Here is a 17137-nt window from a genome sequence, read left to right as displayed (position 1 = left end):
ATTACAGCGCCTGCAGGGAGAACACTCCCGGCAGGCGCCGCAATTCGAATACAATACCCTGCCCCACCAGCGCCAAATGCTGCTGGCCTGAAGACAAGATTTACAAGGAACCACCGTGACACCCGCCGAAGAACCCACAGGACCAAAAAGCTCTCTCGCCCAGCGATTCCGAGGCTTTCTGCCCGTGGTCATCGACCTTGAAACCGGCGGCTTTAACGCCCGTACCGATGCACTGCTGGAAATTTCTGCGGTTATCCTCGACATGGATGACTCCGGCAACCTCTTCCCGCTGGAGACCCACAGTTTCCACCTGGAGCCTTTTGAGGGCGCCAATGTTGAGCAATCCGCTCTCGACTTTATTGGCATCGACCTGGAATCCCCGGACCGCGACGCCTGGCCGGAAGAAATCGCCATCCCCGAGCTGTTCCGCAAGATTCGCAGCGCGGTGAAAAAGCACAGCTGCACCCGCGCCATCGTGGTTGCCCACAATGCCCACTTCGACCTAGGCTTCGTCAATGCAGCCGTCGAGCGCACCGGCATCAAGCGCAACCCATTCCACCCGTTCTCCTGCTTCGACACCGCTAGCCTCGCCGGCCTCGCCTACGGCCAGACCGTATTAGCCAAAGCTTGCCAGGTTGCTGGAATCGAGTTTGATAACAACTGCGCCCACTCCGCCGAGTACGACGCAGAAAAAACCGCAACCCTGTTTTGCGGCATCGTGAACAAGTGGAAAGAGATGGGCGGTTGGCCGCTGGAAACCGAAGAGACCACAGAAGAAGCCGAATAACGCACTATCTTCCGGGCTGCCTCAAAGCGGCCCGATTTATCCAAAAACGACAAAATTATTCGAAAGCTGTCGACAAAACACCCGCTATGTGCAGAGTCTGGCCACTTGGGTGATTTTTTGTGCAAGCCGTGCTAATATGGCCCGCTTACACATAAAAACCGGATAGCGCCGTGGCCAAGAAACCTTCCTCTTCCTCCAATCGCAAACAAGCCGCTCCCCTCGAGACCAGCGAAAGCATCGAGGAGCAGGTAAAGGCGTTCCTCGCCGGTGGCGGTGAGATCGAGCAGGTGCCCAAAGGGGTAAGCGGCCAGACCAACACTTCCGGCCCCAAGCACATCACCCTCGGCAAAAAGCCCAGAGCCTAACCTCCGCGCAATAAAAAACCCCGACGGCGCTCCGCTGACCAGCAGCAAAGCGCGGCCGGGGCCGCTCGAATATGGCCGCGTCAACGCAGCCACTTCTCATTCACATCAGGGCATTTCTTCCAGTTCCGCACCCTCTTTCACCGGCGGCATCAGATCTTCTTTGTTGATATTCAAAGCCATCAGCACGTTGGCAGCTACGTAAACAGAGGAGTAAGTACCCACAACCACACCCACGATCAAGGCCAGGGAGAAGTTGTGGATCAATTCGCCACCGAAGAACTGCAGCGCCCACAGCACCAGCAAGGTGGTGAAGGACGTCATAAAGGTACGACCCAGGGTCTGGCTGATAGAAATATTGATAATTTCCTCAGATTCAGCCTTTCGCACCTTGCGGAAGTTCTCACGGATACGGTCCGATACCACGATGGTATCGTTCAGGGAGTAACCGATCACCGCCAGTACTGCCGCCAGTACGGTTAAATCGAAGTCCAATCCCATCACCGCAAAGAAGCCCAGCACGATAATCACATCATGGCCCAGAGCCGCTACAGCGCCGAAAGAGAACTTGTACTGGAAGCGCAGGGCAACGTAGATCATCACCATGAACAGGGCCAGCATCATGCCCAGGCCGCCGTCGTCACGCAGCTCGGCACCTACCTGTGGGCCCACCATCTCGACACGGCGCAGCTCAACATCACCCTCACTGCCCTCTCGCAGGAGAGCCACAACCTTGTCACCGATCGGTGTCGTTGTTTCCTGATCGGTAGCGCTGATCTGGATTTCTTCCTCGGTCACCGCAGGGGGCAACTTGATCAACAGGTCCTTCTCAGAACCAAAATTCACTACCGTGGCACCGTCGTAACCCGCTGCTTCCAGCTGATCGCGCACGTCGCTAATAAAAGGCGTTACCTCGTAGCCCACTTCAACCTGGGTACCACCGGTAAAGTCCAGGCCGAACTTCAGGCCGTTCATTGCCAGTGCGGCGATGGAGGAAAGTACCAGCACCACCGAGACAATCCCGGCGATCTTGCGCCAGCGCATAAAGTCGTAGACGCGCTTGCCCATGTACTCGGTAATTTTGCCGTTATCCACTTTGGTCTCACTCATGACTGACTCCCTTAAATCCAGAGCTTCTGCACACGGCGACCGCCGTAGAACAAGTTAACAATTGCTCGCGTACCCATGATGGCACTGAACATGGAGGTGAGAATACCGATAGACAGGGTTACCGCGAAGCCCTGTACCGGACCGGAACCGATGGCATACAGGATCACCGCCACAATCAGGGTGGTGATATTCGCATCCACAATGGTGCTGTAAGCATTGTCAAAACCGGCACTGATCGCTGTCTGGGGAGGCATCCCATTCCTGAGTTCCTCCCGTATTCGCGAGAAGATAAGCACGTTGGCATCCACCGCCATACCTACTGTCAATACGATACCGGCAATACCGGGCAGCGTGAGGGTTGCACCCAACAGCGACATAACCGCCACCAGCAGGATCATATTTACCGCCAGGGCCAGGTTTGCGGCCAAGCCAAATACGCGGTAGGAAATCAGCATACAGATAATCACAGCCAGCAGACCGATCTGTACGGACTGCACACCCACCTTGATGTTATCGGCACCCAGGGATGGGCCGATCACACGCTCTTCCACAAAGTACATGGGCGCAGCCAGGGCACCAGCACGCAGCAGCAGGGCCAGTTCCTGGGCTTCGGCCGGGCTGTCCAGACCGGTGGTGCGGAACTGCTTGCCCAAGGCACTCTGTACCGTAGCCAAGCTGATAATTTTTCGCTCTTCAGTGCGCTTCTGCACGGTAACTTCGTTACCGTTTTCGTCGATCTCAGTTACCGGCTCAAAGCGAGTCTCGATAAACAGGGTGCCCATACGGCGACCGACATTCTTCCAGGTAGCGCGGTGCATCATCTCGCCGCCACGGGCGTCGAGGGTGATATTTACCTGCGGGAAGCCGCTCTCGTCGTAACCGACGCGGGCATTGGTAACGCTGTCACCCTTGATAATGATCTGGCGCTCCAACCAGGCACCACCGTACATCTGCGCCTGACGCTCATCGCGGTAATCGAAGTATTCCTTGTTGGAAACCAGCTCATCCGGGCGAGCTTCCATACGGTATTCGAGGTTGGCAGTTTTACCGATAATACGCTTGGCCTCTGCGGTGTCCTGTACACCGGGCAGCTCCACAACGATACGGTTACGGCCCTGGCGCTGTACGATCGGCTCAGCAACACCCAGCTCGTTCACCCGGTTGCGCAGGGTAGTGAGGTTCTGGGTTACTGCGTAATCTTCCAGCTGCTTGATTTCCTGATCGGTCAGGGTTGCGCGGATCTCCAGGTTTTCGCCGCTGCCGGACTCCCGCAACTGAAGCTGCGGGAATTCCTTGCGCAGGGTGGACATCGCCCGGCTGCGCAGCTCATCGTTGCGGAAACGGGCAATAATCTCGCGATCATCTACCAGTTCCACATTGCGGTAACGGGCCTTGGCTTCGCGCAGTTTGCTCTTTACTTCCTGCTCGTAGCTTTCCATGTTGTTCTTGACGATGGTGTTGGTGTCGACTTCCATCAGGAAGTGCACACCACCCGCCAGGTCCAAACCGAGCTTCATCGGGCTAGCGCCGATATCTTTCATCCACTGGGGTGTGGTGGAAGCCAAGTTCAGGGCGACAACATAGTTGGTGGTTCCAAGCGCTTTTTGAATCGCCTCTTTAGCCGGCAACTGCTCCTCCATGGAGTTCAAGCGAATCAGTACTGACTTGTCCCCAACTTCGCCGCCGAAGTGAGCAATACCCGCATCATCCAGGGCTTTTTGTGCATTCGCAAGGACATCGGGGCCGATGGTGAGTGCACTGGATTGCCCGGAAATCTGCACGGCAGGGTCCGGCTTATAGAGATTGGGCGCGGCGTACATCAGGCCAAAGGCCACAACCGCGAGAATCAGAAAGTACTTCCAGATCGGGTAGCGATTCATGCTGTTCTCATTGTTCTAGTGTGACCCCGAGGGCCGGTAAATCTTGGCAATCTGCCTAAGCAATTTGCCTGGATATGCGGGCAGTATACGCAGAATGCAAGGTACACCGCCCCCAATAAAAGTGGGGGCTGATTATACGGGGATCGTGGGAACGGACAAATTACAGGGGTGCCGCAATGAGACGGGCAGCACCCCAGGCAGGGTAAAAGCGACGCCTGATCAGGCCTCCAGCGCTGGAACCTCGCGGCCCAGACCACGGTAGAACTCGGCGACATAAGCCTCCAACTCATTGGCGGCAATGGCATCGCGCAGCTTTTGCATCAGGCGCTGGTAGTGGCGCAAATTGTGAATCGTATTCAGCTGTGCACCGAGAATTTCACCGCAGCGATCCAGGTGATGCAAGTAAGCGCGGGAGAAATTCTCACAGGTGTAGCAATCGCACTCTTCCTCCAAGGGACCCGTATCGTGACGATGCCTGGCGTTGCGGATTTTCACCACACCTTCGAAGGTAAATAGGTGGCCGTTGCGCGCATTGCGAGTGGGCATGACGCAGTCGAACATATCCACACCGCGACGCACCGCCTCGACAATATCCTCCGGCTTGCCCACGCCCATCAGGTAGCGCGGCTTATCTTCCGGCATCTTGTGAGCCAGGTGATCCAAGACCTTGATCATCTCCTCTTTCGGCTCACCCACAGACAGGCCACCAATGGCATAGCCATCGAAACCAATCTCGGTCAGGCCGCGCAGGGACACATCGCGCAACTCCGGGTACATACCGCCCTGCACAATACCGAACAGCGCCGACGGGCTATCGCCATGAGCTTTCTTGGAGCGCTCCGCCCAACGCAGAGACAACTCCATAGATTTGCGCGCTTCGTCAGTGGTGGCCGGATAAGGGGTGCACTCATCGAAGATCATGACGATATCGGAACCCAGGTCCCGCTGAACGCGCATGGACTCCTCTGGGTCCAGGAATACCGGGCTGCCATCGATAGGCGAGCGGAAAGAAACCCCCTCTTCCGTAATCTTGCGCAGTTCACCCAGGCTAAACACCTGGAAACCGCCGGAGTCGGTGAGGATCGGGCCGGACCACTGGGTAAAATCGTGCAGATCGCCGTGGGCTTTAACCACTTCGGTACCCGGGCGCAGCATCAGGTGGAAGGTGTTGCCCAGAATAATCTGTGCACCGATCCCTTCGATATCCCTCGGCAACATACCTTTCACGGTGCCGTAAGTGCCCACCGGCATAAACGCCGGGGTTTCCACTACACCGCGAGGGAAACGCAAGCGGCCGCGACGGGCCTTGCCATCAGTGGTATCCACTTCAAACTGCATAAAACATTCGCGGCTCACTGGGTATCTCCTTTCGCTGGTGCGACTTCTTCTTTTTTGGCATTGGGATCGCGGGTAATAAACATGGCATCGCCGTAACTAAAAAAGCGATAGCGCTCCTCAACAGCGGCCTTATAAGCGGCCATCGTGTGCTGGTACCCCGCGAAGGCACTCACCAGCATCAATAAGGTGGATTCCGGCAGATGGAAGTTGGTGATCAACTTATCCACAACCTGGAATTCATAACCGGGATAAATAAAGATATCTGTCTCCCCCACCGTGGCCTGTAACTGGCCACTGCGCGCCGCACTTTCCAGCGCGCGCACACTGGTGGTACCCACCGCAATCACGCTGCCATTGCGAGCGCGACAAGCAGTTACCGCATCCACCACATCCTGGGAGACATCCAGCACTTCGCTGTGCATCTGGTGCTCAAAAATATTGTCCACGCGCACCGGCTGGAAAGTACCGGCACCCACATGCAGGGTAACGAAGACAACCTCGACACCTTTATCTCGCAATGCGCCGATCATCTCATCATCAAAGTGCAGCCCCGCCGTCGGTGCCGCCACTGCACCGGCATTGCGGCCGTATACGGTTTGGTAGCGCTCGCGATCGCTGGCATCGTCTTCACGATCAATATAAGGAGGCAGCGGCATATGGCCGAGGCGATCCAGAATCGCCAGCACACCCTCTTCTTTTGGGAAGGACAATTCAAACAGCGCATCCTTGCGGCCGGTCACCGCTATGCGGGTACCGTCCTCAAGAACAATGGTGGAACCGGGCTTAGGCGACTTACTGGAGCGCACGTGGGCCCAGATATCTGTTTCGTTAAGCACCCGCTCCACCAGGATTTCCAACTTACCGCCGGTCTCCTTCTGCGCGAACAAACGCGCCGGGATCACCCGGGTATCGTTAAAGACTATCAGGTCACCAGCTTGGACCTGATCGAGAATATCTGGGAACTGCCGATGTGCAATGGCCCCGCTGGGCCCATCCAGACACAAAAGACGGCTGCCACGGCGCTCCTCGGTGGGCGCGCGGGCGATCAGCTCATCGGGCAGATGAAAGTCAAAGTCCTGACGCTGCATGGAATCCTGGAAATCTAGAAACTATGGAGAGGTCGCGAAGGTTATAGGAAATTTTAGGAGCTGTTAAGGAGCCTCTGAAAAACTCCGTGATACCTCTGGCATGCAGAGCAGTTCACAATCAAGGCGCGGCTTTGCAGGAATGTCTAGACCTTGCAAGAAGCCGCAACGCCGAGTGTGAATTGCTCTGCAAGCCCCAAAGGGTGGGCCTTGAGGGCTACAGCTGCCACGTTGCAGCTCTTGCAAAGGACTGTGCCATTCGCGGCGAGCTGCGCCTAACATCTGCAGCCCTCAAGACCCACAGAGGCATTACGGAGTTTCTCAGAGGCTCCTCAACTAGGACGACAGAAAATGCGCTAAGTTATTGAAATCACTGGTTGACCCAAGCGAAAGCATTGCTATAATCACGCCCTCTTCGCACCGACCCCAAGGTCGAGCAGCGAAAGTGCCAGAGTGGTGAAATTGGTAGACACAGGGGATTCAAAATCCCCCGCCCTTAAAAGCGTGCCGGTTCGAGTCCGGCCTCTGGTACCATATCTCAAACCCGCGATAGCGTAGGCTTTCGCGGGTTTTTTATTGCCTGCCACTCACCCTACTACCCAACGATTAATAAGCCTAAATTTTCTAAAACACCTGATAGGTTGTCGTAAATTGCAATTAAGTCACTTCATTAAAAGCCTAAAACTTATCTAATAGGCCCACTCCGAAATAACATTTCAAAGTAATTAACTAGCGAAATACCTAGCAACGCTAGAGCAGCCGGCAACTTTCTCACTCCACCACCCCAAACTGGAACCTCCGTACTGTACCCGGCACCGAACTTATAATACTAAACTCTATAACAGCAAATCGAAGCTTCGTAACTGCGTGAAGCTCACCATCAATCTAACTTCTCCACACTTACCTACTAAAGCATCAAGTCATTGATAGTTATAAGCTTTTCTTGCAACACAGAATAAGAAATGAGGGCTAATAAATATTTAGGAGGATACTTTAAATTTCCACATTCCTTTATATTATGCCATCAACTCAGCAAACAGCTTAAATTACAATGAAAAATTATTACTTATCTAGAGACAACAAATAAATCTGTTACGTAAGATAAATTAACCGTTTAAAAATACATCAAGCTAGTATCGTGAAAGAAAATATGTAGAATACAAAGATCATCAAACACAGAATTTGCCCACTAACATGAAGCGCTAAAGTAAAGGGAAGTATTTTAAGTGCCTGAAGCAATATCTGAAGCAGATTTCCTACAAAATGAAATCTCAAAAAGCATACAAACACTTAAAAACAAAGTTAAAAAAAATAAAACAAGAGTTAAATGGATAAATGCGGCCTTGATTTCATTAGGCTCAATAATAACCTTTACACTAGGAGTGGACATACCCGAAGACAGTATTAAAATTCAAAAGAATTTAGCATTATTCTTTAGTGCCTTACTGACAACAATCAGCAGCTGGAATGCGTTCTTTAACTACAAAAAACTTTGGATCAGGCAAAAAACAACTCTATTAGCCCTCTATCAACTACAAAATGAATTGGGGTACAGAAAATCACAAGAGCCAACCCCTGAGCTAGACGATATATTCAAAAAATATCAACTAATATGGGGCAAGGACAGCACTGAGTGGAGAAGCATATTCTTAAAATCAAAAAATGAATATACTTCCAAAAGGGAAACCAAGGATTAATAATAGTGAACGTTATCAAGCTTCAGATACAAAGAATTATAATTCATCAAATACATCAACGTGATGTAGATGGCAAAAAAATACCCCCCAGCAAAAGCAATGAATTCATTAAATTTGACCATGAGGCAATGACCACCTTTAAGTCACGATTTATTAATGCTATCGGCTCGGACTCCAAAGCTGTCCCCATGTCAATCGTGAATCAAGAGACGACAGATCTACCTCACTTGATTGACCGCATTAGCAATAGCGATGATGAAGACTACATTTTTCTATCCCATGAAATCGCAAACAAACTAGCAGACGCACAGCAAAGACGAGACATAGCAGGCGGAATAATTGTAGTATTTAGTGGTACATATGGAGCAACTCCAAAAAAATTCGTAGGAATAATGAAAGCTGAAATTCATAGCGCCTACGAAAAAACAGTGAATGAACTTAATCAAGAGATTTCACTACAGTATATCGAAGAAGCATTATTAACACCTGCGACAAGGCTCTACAAAACTGCAGGTTTTTTCCAAAAAAAAAGTGATGCAGTAAAAAGAGATTTAAACTCCAAATGGGATGTCCTAATTGCTGATACACAGATTAGTCAAGCTGAGGGGAAAGCGGCAGCACGCTATTTTTATTCGAGTTTTTTAGGCTGTGGTTACCCTCAGACGAGCGCCAGAACAACCAAACAATTCTATGAAGCTACATGCGAATTTTTAAAGGACATGAAAATCAATGTAGAAAAAAGGAATGATTTACATAATGCTCTAATATCGTACTTAAAACATGAGAACTCGGATGTAATTAACCCTTCTGAATTCTCCGCTCGCTATTTTGACTTAGAAACTAGAGATTCATACTCAGAATTCCTTGAGGACAAAGAAATTCCAGTTACATCATTCACAAAAGACATCGAGCATATTTCAGGAAGGCTGAAAACTCGGAAGTTATCTTTCAGGAAGAATGTTAAATTAACTGCCCCATCGCATGTTTTCAAAGATTACATTGACATACAAGAGATGAAAAAAAATGATGATGGTGATACAGTAAACTGGACTAAGATTATTGTCAAAGATGAAATTGTAGCCCAAGAATGAACGAGGAACAGTTTTTAGACAAATGGAGTAGTGAATCCCCTATGTATGATGCATGGGGCGACTTTGTTTCATCTATAATATGTGAAACACTTGAGAGCTCTGGTAAAAATCTAACTTCATATCTTAAGCAAGACCCTGCCCATAGGGTTAAAGACTCAAACTCCCTTTTGGATAAAGCTTATTACAGAGATACTAAGAGTTACTGTAATCCTTACGATGAAATTGAAGACAAAGTTGGATGTAGATTTGTAGTGCTTTTAGTGGAGCAAATCCAAGATCTTACAAACATAATAGTTGAACAAAGTGCCTGGGACTATAAAGAGTGTCGTCATTTTCATTCCGAAAGGGAGAAAGAGCCTCTTCTCTTTACTTATCAATCTGTACATTATGTCGTCAGGGCTAAGGAGACTATCACACATAATGGCGTTGAGATTATTCCGAATACGCCATGTGAAATACAAATAAGAACATTATTACAACATGCTTATGCTGAACTGACTCATGATGCCATTTATAAAGCTAAAACCCTAGTTAAGCCTGAGGTTCATCGCACCGTAGCAAAAAGCATGGCCTTAATCGAAACTACGGATGACTTCTTCTCGGATGTTAACAACAGACTAAATGTAAATACAGAAGAAAACTTAAGCTTCCAACTAAAACTTGACGCACTTTACGAGGAATACACTGGACTTAACAGCATTGCAGCCCAGAAATCCTCAACTGTAATACTTGATGTTTTTAGTAAGATCATAAATAAAGAACTTCACTCAACTATAAGGAAGTTCCTTAAGAGAGAAACATATTTAGCTGACGTAATTAAAAATGAAGTTATTAAAAATCCATTCTATACACAAAGCGTAATAATTTTTATTTACTATTTAATAAAGAAAAGAAAAAATACTCTTATTAATAGCTGGCCACTTAACTATAAGATTCTAGAAAAACTTGCCGTAGATACCGGCGTCTCCCTTGACTCCCACTAATTGAAACACTATCTATATATCCCCCAGATCAAAAATTCTGGGCACGTACAAAACTAGTATCTTCAAACGCTATCCAGATTGATACTGGTATCAAATGCTGTATAAATAGCCACTAAAACAGAGGGGCTTCGATGCCCCCCCACAAAGTATTCGAATCTCACTAGAGAATACTCCCCTTTTAGCACCACTGCTTACGAAGAGCCTTTCTATGTGGCGTAAATATTGAACCAGGGAGAGACTATAAGCATAGCCGCGAGTGAATTGCACCTAGAATGCATTATCTGCGCTGCAAACTAAGTTATTGATTTATCTATATGTGCATAATAGAGAACCACTACCGCCTTGTAATTTATACCTAGATCGAGCAGATAAATAACTAGCCAAGCTATCAATATTTATGTTTACATCACTTAATTAGACTGGCGTTTATAATTTAAACAAATAATCTTATAGATGATAAAAAGGCATACTTAATTTAGATTCTTATTTTAAATAAATTTTTACATCTACAGGCTCAATATATGAATAATGAGAATTCAATTACTTCTGGTGGTTGCTTGTGTGGAGCTGTGCGGTACGAGGTTAAAGGGCCACTACGCAACGTAGTTAACTGTCACTGTAGTATGTGTCAAAAGCTACATGGAAGTTTCGGCCCTCATACAAAGGCTCGCAAGGTCAACATTAAAATAACAAAAGATGACGGGTTGGCGTGGTATAAAACATCAGAAGTAGCCCGCAGAGGCTTCTGCCAGCAATGTGGTTCAAGCCTCTTCTGGGAGCCATTTAATCTTGATGCAACTGGAATTATTGCAGGATCACTAGATGGCCCAACCGGGTTGAAAACTATGGGGCATATTTTCACTGGCGAAAAATCTGATTTTTACGAAATCGATGACGAGCATCCTCAATTCAAGGAGTCATCAAATGGGCAACTAGTCAATGACTACAAATAGGTAGTTACCAGTGAGATAGGGGCTCTAGTGCTCAAATAGCACTAAGGCTCCCTGTCAAATCTACGGACATCTAATTTTTTCAAGCCCATATGTTATTTAATTCGTGTACCTAGTGGGCACTTAAGGATCTAACTGAGATAAACCCATTTCCTCTAATATCTTTCAAATTAGAACCTCCACCAAATACAACCAGTAGAATTCCAGCCCCAAGTATTGGCAAATGCCCTATCAACTCATGGATACCGAGAATGGATGCGGTTAAAATGAAGAAACTTAATACCGTAAGAGTTGCCAACCCCAACAAGATAACCAACCCAAAGCAGAACTCAGCCATTCCCGCAGAAAAAACGAAGGTCAAATCGGAGAAAGAATGCCACCCCAGATTAGACATGAAGTTCCAATGATAATGCTGCAGAAATTCAAGACCCAAGTGAGGATTGAGCCACTTATTGTGAACTGCCAGAGTCATTAGCTGAAGGCCTAGCCCGCTGCGTAAAGCAAGCAGTCCAAGATCTGGCTTTTGGTACAATATAAATGCCAGTGAAAGCCCTAAAAATTCAAAGCCGTAATCAATCCAGATTGAGAATGGATAAGTAGCCATTATTGAGAGCAAAAGCGCGAAGATTAGATACCCGGAGCTTCTTAGGCTGACATCTAAAATTAACACAATACCAATTACTAGCTGAAACTCATTAATAAGACTTTGCGTGGCAGAGAATTCCAGGTTGGGGGCCAGTAATACACCCGAAAAATAATTAAAAACAAAGGTTAACCCAATCAATGCAGACGTGATATGCCAAATTTTGTGACGACCTATGTCGGACCAGAGGTAGGGAAATTTATTAGATGCTTTGTGAACTGCCACTATCTCAAGTGACTGTAAGGATCTATTCACCATACTGTATAGAAAGCCCCCCAAAAGAACTAACGCATATATCCAATTCCACTCAAACTCAACTGCATTACCATCGTTTTGTACAAACCAGCGTACATGAGACCACGCAGGAGGAGAAACAAAGTAGCCCATAAAAGCTATAACCAGTAGAAAGCTGTAAGACTTCCTCCGTGTAAACATAATTATTACCTCAGTGAATACTGCTTTTAGCCTACAGAAACTTATGCAGGCAGATCTTGTACCTGATCATATATAGTTCACGTATTTAGAGTAAATGGGGTAACTTTCACATTGCTAGGTACTTAACAAATGTGAAAAAAATAGCATTCTGAGGGAATTCTTTGTCAACCAAAAAAATTCATGGAGCAAGTTCACAAAGTGTGAAATCATTGTTCATTGGTAATGATCACCAATAGATCTTAGCTATCTTGCGCGCGTCTAGAATGAGCATGTTATCCGTCAGACAAATGGGGGAGCAACCACATAAGTCTATCTTTTATTAATAGTTTTACTAGAACCAAAAAAGTGCCGGTTATTTATGATTGAATTTAAAAGAAATGCTCACATTGAAGACTTACTGCTTTACTATGCAAAATCATACAAAGATGACTCAATACTTAAAATACTAAAGAAAGAGGTAAATAGCACTAGTGAAGCAGAAGAGTTTTCTCTCTTTATTTGGCGGGTTGTTGATTCTATTCATGATGACCAGGAAAACGAAATAGAGGTAATGAGCAGCGTAGGCAATCTTGAAATGTTACCTGATCTCGAATATAAAATATCAGGTTATATGCAATCAGTAGGCTTCTACGATATATGGTGTAAAGTGAGTAAACAGGCTTAATAGTACCAATACTCATTATTCAAGAATTGAAAATGGAAGCTCTACAAACCAGTTTAGCGTTGAGCTGACTAGTACTACTACCATCTCAAACCTTCATCCCAACAATTCTGGGCACCCACAAAAGTAGTAGCCTCAAAGACAATCCATATTGATACCGCATAAAACGTTGAATCAAACTCTGTATAAATGGCTAGCCAAATAGGGGGTAACCAATGCCTATTCCACGCAGCGCGCAAATCTCATGAGTGGCCAATGCACTTGCTTGAGTACATAAAGATGTCAAAAGCATGGGGCCGGGTAAAAGATATGGACATCGTCTCAATTGGGGCGGCAAAAGCCAGCTGGCAGATTTCCCAAGATGCGGCAACTTATACCACAACAAGCAATTACAAGCCTGCCGTCCTTTATATCAATAAAAAGACCGCTTTGAACTGTCCTCCATAGCCAAGGCTAGCCTTGACAAGCCAGGAGCAGACACCACAACTCACTTCAATGCCATACCACTCACAGGCTTTAACTGTTCGTTCGTCTACGAATATGTCGATTCGTCACTTTTTTAAACACCGAGATTACTGTCGCTATAAGCTAGGTCAAAACTCAATAGGAAAAGAAACTCTTATGAAAGTTACAGCCATTGCCTCCTGTTTACTATTAGCCTCAAGTAATAGCTTCGCCCTCGAAACCAAAAAGAATGACTACGATTTGAGAATCGACAATGTACAAATATTAACCAACGATACGGAAGGCTTTAGCGAGAAAAGCCGTATTTACATTCAAGATGACCGCATAGCCAGAATCACTCCAATGACCAGGACAGCCCTACCTGCCGAGAATACCCACGACGCAAAGGGTAAATATGCGATACCGGGCTTAATCGATTTACATGTGCACTTGAGTGCATCTGGGTCAACTTATAAGAATTATCAGCATCTGCCGCTAGAAACCAACTTAAACAATCAACTCTATTATGGCGTTACCGCTGTCACTGACCTTCTGATGTCGAGCGAGATGATGCAATCTATATCCCAGTTGAACGATTTGGCTCCACTAGTATTTGCCTCCGGACCCGCCTTCACCAACCCTAGAGGTCACGGTACCCAATTCGGAGTGAAAGTTCATGAGATTGACAGTATCGAGCAAATCAGTGCGAGCTGGGATGCACATTTAAGTTACCAGCCAAAGTTGACCAAAGCCATCATAGAAACTTTTGATGGTACTGTCGTCCCACTCTCAGATGATGTACTCAAAGAGATTGGAAAACGCTCCCAAAGCGCCGACTTACCGTTTTTTGTTCATGTCTCCACCCTGAAAGATGGGAAACGAGCAATCAAGGCCGGGGCTACTGCTTTAGCCCACGGTATTAATTTTGAACCAGTGGACAGTGAATTTATAAAGCTCATGCTACAAAACGAGGTTACCTATATACCCACTCTATCAGTGCTTCATAATCAGGCTGATGAACATGAAAATCAATCTATCACTCAGTTAGACTTGGCACCTATACACCCAAAAATGAAGAACTGCCTGTTCAATGAAGTCCAGGCACCAACCGCCAGTAGAAAACTAGCCTGGAAGAAAAAATCTATCGCATATAATAACGTGATAAAGCTAGCTAAAGCCGGTATTAAAATTGGCGCTGGCTCTGACTCCGGCAACCCCTACTCGCCACACGGACTGGGCTTAATAAGCGAGATATTAGCGTTGCACAAGGCGGGTCTATCCAACCAGCAAATTTTACTCGCCACGACACAGGTTGCAGCAAAAACTTTGAATGCAAGTGAGAATATAGGGTCAATATCCCAGGGAAAACGTGCTGACTTTATTCTGCTAAATGAAAATCCTATTGAAAACATACAAGCAATTACAAACCCAGAAAAAATCTATCTTGCAGGTGCAGCGGTAGATAGAAAACAGCTTATCGAGAAGAGTTACGCCACTCCCCCCATTGGTTCCAGTTGTGAATCTTCATCGGAGAAGAAAGGCCACAGAACATAAAAGAACCTCATAGTGTCAGCGCCCATTTAAATTGTAATTTATGGGTGCTGATACTCACCTTTAGATAATAAGAAAACACATCAAGCTGGGTTGAATTAAAACTATCTTATCTTATTTAATCCCAATATAATTGGCCAATCCTGAATAAGCTATGATAGCTAGTGCTCATCAATATTTTATGTCAATACTAAAAGATCTTAAGCATCCTTTCTTTGCGAAATCATTTGTCGTCGTTCTATTACTAGATATAGCTTGCGTATTTGTTTTTTTTGAATCAGGAGATATAAGCTCGGTCAGCAATGCTCTCACTGGTGCTCCGATATGGTTTGTTTTCTTTTATTGGCTACCCACCTGGTCCACAGCTCTCATTGTATTGCGCCTTAGACGCAGAGGGTATCATTCATTGTTAATCGAGTGGATGATCCTGGTAGTCCATATGACTATCGGCAATCAGTGCGTTAGCTGGTTTATAGAGTACGCCTTTAATGTCGAAGGCGGTTTGAATATGGGACTGGGCATTATCTTTAATGGGCTAATGTGGGCTACCTGTTTATACTGTTCTTACGCCATGCTGGAATACCGCCATAAAGCCTCTGAGCAAAAGCTCGCCATGCAGAAAGCAAAATTACAAACATTACGTTATCAGCTAAATCCACACTTTATGTTTAACAGTCTTAATACTATCTCCTCCTATATTCATAGCGATCCAAACCTTGCTGATGAAGTTTTACATAAACTGGCAGATATTTTGAGACATTCTCTCGACACTGGCGAGCTAGAAGAAACTACAATCAAAGAAGAAATTGAACTGATTAATAAGTATTTAGAGATAGAAAAAGTACGTTTTGGTGATAATTTGAAAGTAGAGATTACGGTAGACCCAAGAGCCAGTGATATCTCTATCCCTCCCCTATTATTACAGCCAATTTTTGAGAATTGCTTCAAACATTGTCGTACAATAGAAAACTTACATATTCAATGTCGTATCTACTTAAAGAATGACAAGGTAATTATTGAAGTCGCAGATAATGGATATGGATTTCAGGAAAGCGTTCTTAGTTTTATCCACTCACAGGGAACTGGAATTCATAATTTGCGCCAGCGCATTGAGCTACGACCAAATGGAAAACTTACTCTAAGCAATCAAAGCGGTGCCCACGTTAAAGTTGAGATGTCTGTATGAATTTAAGGGTCATTATTGCCGAAGATGAAGCACCGGCAAGGAATAAATTAAAAGCTCAGCTGGCGACTATTAACTCTATTGAATTGGTTGCAGAAGCAAAATCTGGACTGGAAGCATTAACATTGATTGAGGAGCATCAACCACAACTACTACTGATGGACATTGAAATGCCTCATCTTAGTGGATTGGATGTACTAGATGCCCTAACTTACCAACCCTATATTATTTTCACAACTGCGTATTCTAAGTTTGCTATTGATGCTTTTAGCCACGATACAATCGATTACTTGCTTAAACCCTTCCCATTGCAACGCTTAAAAGCTGCCATCGAAAAAGCGGAGAAGCGAATCAAACTTATTCATAACAGTACTCGAGTAGGGGATGATTCGATAGCACTAAAGCGCCTCGTAAGTAAGTGCGATGATCGCATGACCTTTATTGATCTGAACGATATTTCTTATATTAAGTCTGAACAAGGTTCAATTATTGCTCATACAGTGAAAGGCATCAAACCCTTACAAATGGGCCTAGATCAACTGGAGCAAAAGCTTAACCCAGATCAATTTCTACGCCTACACCGCAGCTACCTGATTAACCTGGACAGAGTCTCGGAAATTCAGCGTTACTTAAACGGAAAATTGGCAGTGATTATTGATGATGAACAGAAAACCACTTTAATATCTAGCCGATCCGGAGCCGATAGATTGAAAATGATATTCGAGCAGGGAAGCTAGAAATCGCTATTTGTTTCTTTATTCTTACACGATTAGACTGTGTTTACACCTTAAATGGAAATCAGGCTGAGTTTTATATGGAATACTGGAAAGTACGTTTTTGATACCATCTCATAAGCACTATCAAGTAATCATCCCAACATCATAAATCATAAACCATATCGACAAAAATAAAGTGCTGAACCAATTCAATACATTGG

The 17137-nt window shown here is 46.0% G+C and carries 16 protein-coding genes and 1 tRNA gene; 12 read left to right on the top strand and 5 right to left on the bottom strand.

From position 1 onward, the window contains the following. Window positions 1-115: 115 nt before the first annotated feature. Window positions 116-787, top strand: coding sequence for a ribonuclease T (gene rnt, locus ACJJIY_RS10370; protein WP_282931564.1), 672 nt, complete (start codon window positions 116-118; stop codon window positions 785-787). Window positions 788-957: 170 nt separating this feature from the next. Further along, window positions 958-1152: a PFL_1563 family small protein gene (locus ACJJIY_RS10365; protein WP_413664697.1), complete on the top strand. Its 195-nt coding sequence runs from the start codon at window positions 958-960 to the stop codon at window positions 1150-1152. A gap of 105 nt (window positions 1153-1257) precedes the next feature. On the opposite strand, the gene secF is transcribed toward ACJJIY_RS10365, so the two are convergent. From secF to queA, 4 genes are all read right to left on the bottom strand, one after another. Then, window positions 1258-2259, bottom strand: coding sequence for a protein translocase subunit SecF (secF, locus tag ACJJIY_RS10360; protein WP_444894896.1), 1002 nt, complete (start codon window positions 2257-2259; stop codon window positions 1258-1260). Between the two features lie 11 nt (window positions 2260-2270). After that, complete coding sequence (secD, locus tag ACJJIY_RS10355; RefSeq protein ID WP_445359565.1) at window positions 2271-4139, bottom strand: protein translocase subunit SecD; 1869 nt, start codon at window positions 4137-4139, stop codon at window positions 2271-2273. 219 nt (window positions 4140-4358) lie between these two features. Beyond that, window positions 4359-5477 (bottom strand): tRNA guanosine(34) transglycosylase Tgt, encoded by a 1119-nt coding sequence (gene tgt / locus ACJJIY_RS10350; protein WP_445359662.1) that lies wholly within the window; start codon window positions 5475-5477, stop codon window positions 4359-4361. A gap of 14 nt (window positions 5478-5491) precedes the next feature. Next, window positions 5492-6565 carry a tRNA preQ1(34) S-adenosylmethionine ribosyltransferase-isomerase QueA gene (gene queA, locus ACJJIY_RS10345; RefSeq protein ID WP_445359564.1) on the bottom strand — a complete coding sequence of 358 codons (1074 nt, stop codon included), beginning with the start codon at window positions 6563-6565 and terminating at the stop codon, window positions 5492-5494. 444 nt (window positions 6566-7009) lie between these two features. On the opposite strand from queA, the gene ACJJIY_RS10340 reads away from it, so the two are divergent. From ACJJIY_RS10340 to ACJJIY_RS10320, 5 genes are all read left to right on the top strand, one after another. Continuing rightward, window positions 7010-7096: transfer RNA gene (locus ACJJIY_RS10340), tRNA-Leu, on the top strand. A gap of 692 nt (window positions 7097-7788) precedes the next feature. After that, entirely contained in the window at window positions 7789-8259 is a 471-nt protein-coding gene (locus ACJJIY_RS10335; RefSeq protein ID WP_445359563.1) for a DUF4231 domain-containing protein, read from the top strand. A 5-nt stretch (window positions 8260-8264) separates the two neighbouring features. Next, entirely contained in the window at window positions 8265-9350 is a 1086-nt protein-coding gene (locus ACJJIY_RS10330; protein ID WP_445359562.1) for a nucleoid-associated protein, read from the top strand. Next, window positions 9347-10333, top strand: a complete 987-nt coding sequence (locus tag ACJJIY_RS10325; protein ID WP_445359561.1) for a GTP pyrophosphokinase — start codon at window positions 9347-9349, stop codon at window positions 10331-10333. The genes ACJJIY_RS10330 and ACJJIY_RS10325 overlap by 4 nt, the downstream gene beginning before the upstream one ends. A gap of 521 nt (window positions 10334-10854) precedes the next feature. Then, window positions 10855-11286: a GFA family protein gene (locus ACJJIY_RS10320; protein ID WP_445359560.1), complete on the top strand. Its 432-nt coding sequence runs from the start codon at window positions 10855-10857 to the stop codon at window positions 11284-11286. Between the two features lie 109 nt (window positions 11287-11395). On the opposite strand, the gene ACJJIY_RS10315 is transcribed toward ACJJIY_RS10320, so the two are convergent. Then, complete coding sequence (locus ACJJIY_RS10315) at window positions 11396-12313, bottom strand: hypothetical protein (RefSeq protein WP_445359559.1); 918 nt, start codon at window positions 12311-12313, stop codon at window positions 11396-11398. A gap of 406 nt (window positions 12314-12719) precedes the next feature. Between ACJJIY_RS10315 and ACJJIY_RS10310 the strand changes: the two genes are divergently transcribed. From ACJJIY_RS10310 to ACJJIY_RS10290, 5 genes are all read left to right on the top strand, one after another. Beyond that, on the top strand, window positions 12720-13025 hold the full coding sequence (locus ACJJIY_RS10310) for a hypothetical protein (RefSeq protein WP_445359558.1): 306 nt from the start codon (window positions 12720-12722) through the stop codon (window positions 13023-13025). 252 nt (window positions 13026-13277) lie between these two features. Further along, window positions 13278-13469: a hypothetical protein gene (locus tag ACJJIY_RS10305; protein WP_445359557.1), complete on the top strand. Its 192-nt coding sequence runs from the start codon at window positions 13278-13280 to the stop codon at window positions 13467-13469. Window positions 13470-13643: 174 nt separating this feature from the next. Next, complete coding sequence (locus ACJJIY_RS10300) at window positions 13644-15020, top strand: amidohydrolase family protein (protein ID WP_445359556.1); 1377 nt, start codon at window positions 13644-13646, stop codon at window positions 15018-15020. 436 nt (window positions 15021-15456) lie between these two features. Continuing rightward, a complete protein-coding gene (locus ACJJIY_RS10295) occupies window positions 15457-16203 on the top strand; it encodes a sensor histidine kinase (RefSeq protein ID WP_445359555.1) in 747 nt (248 codons plus the stop codon). Then, window positions 16200-16937, top strand: coding sequence for a LytR/AlgR family response regulator transcription factor (locus ACJJIY_RS10290; protein ID WP_445359554.1), 738 nt, complete (start codon window positions 16200-16202; stop codon window positions 16935-16937). The genes ACJJIY_RS10295 and ACJJIY_RS10290 overlap by 4 nt, the downstream gene beginning before the upstream one ends. Window positions 16938-17137 lie beyond the last annotated feature (200 nt).

The organism is Microbulbifer maximicatervae (SeqCode) (assembly GCF_052468155.1).
Note: the sequence above shows the minus strand (reverse complement) of the source record. Positions and strands in the feature narration are given on the sequence as shown.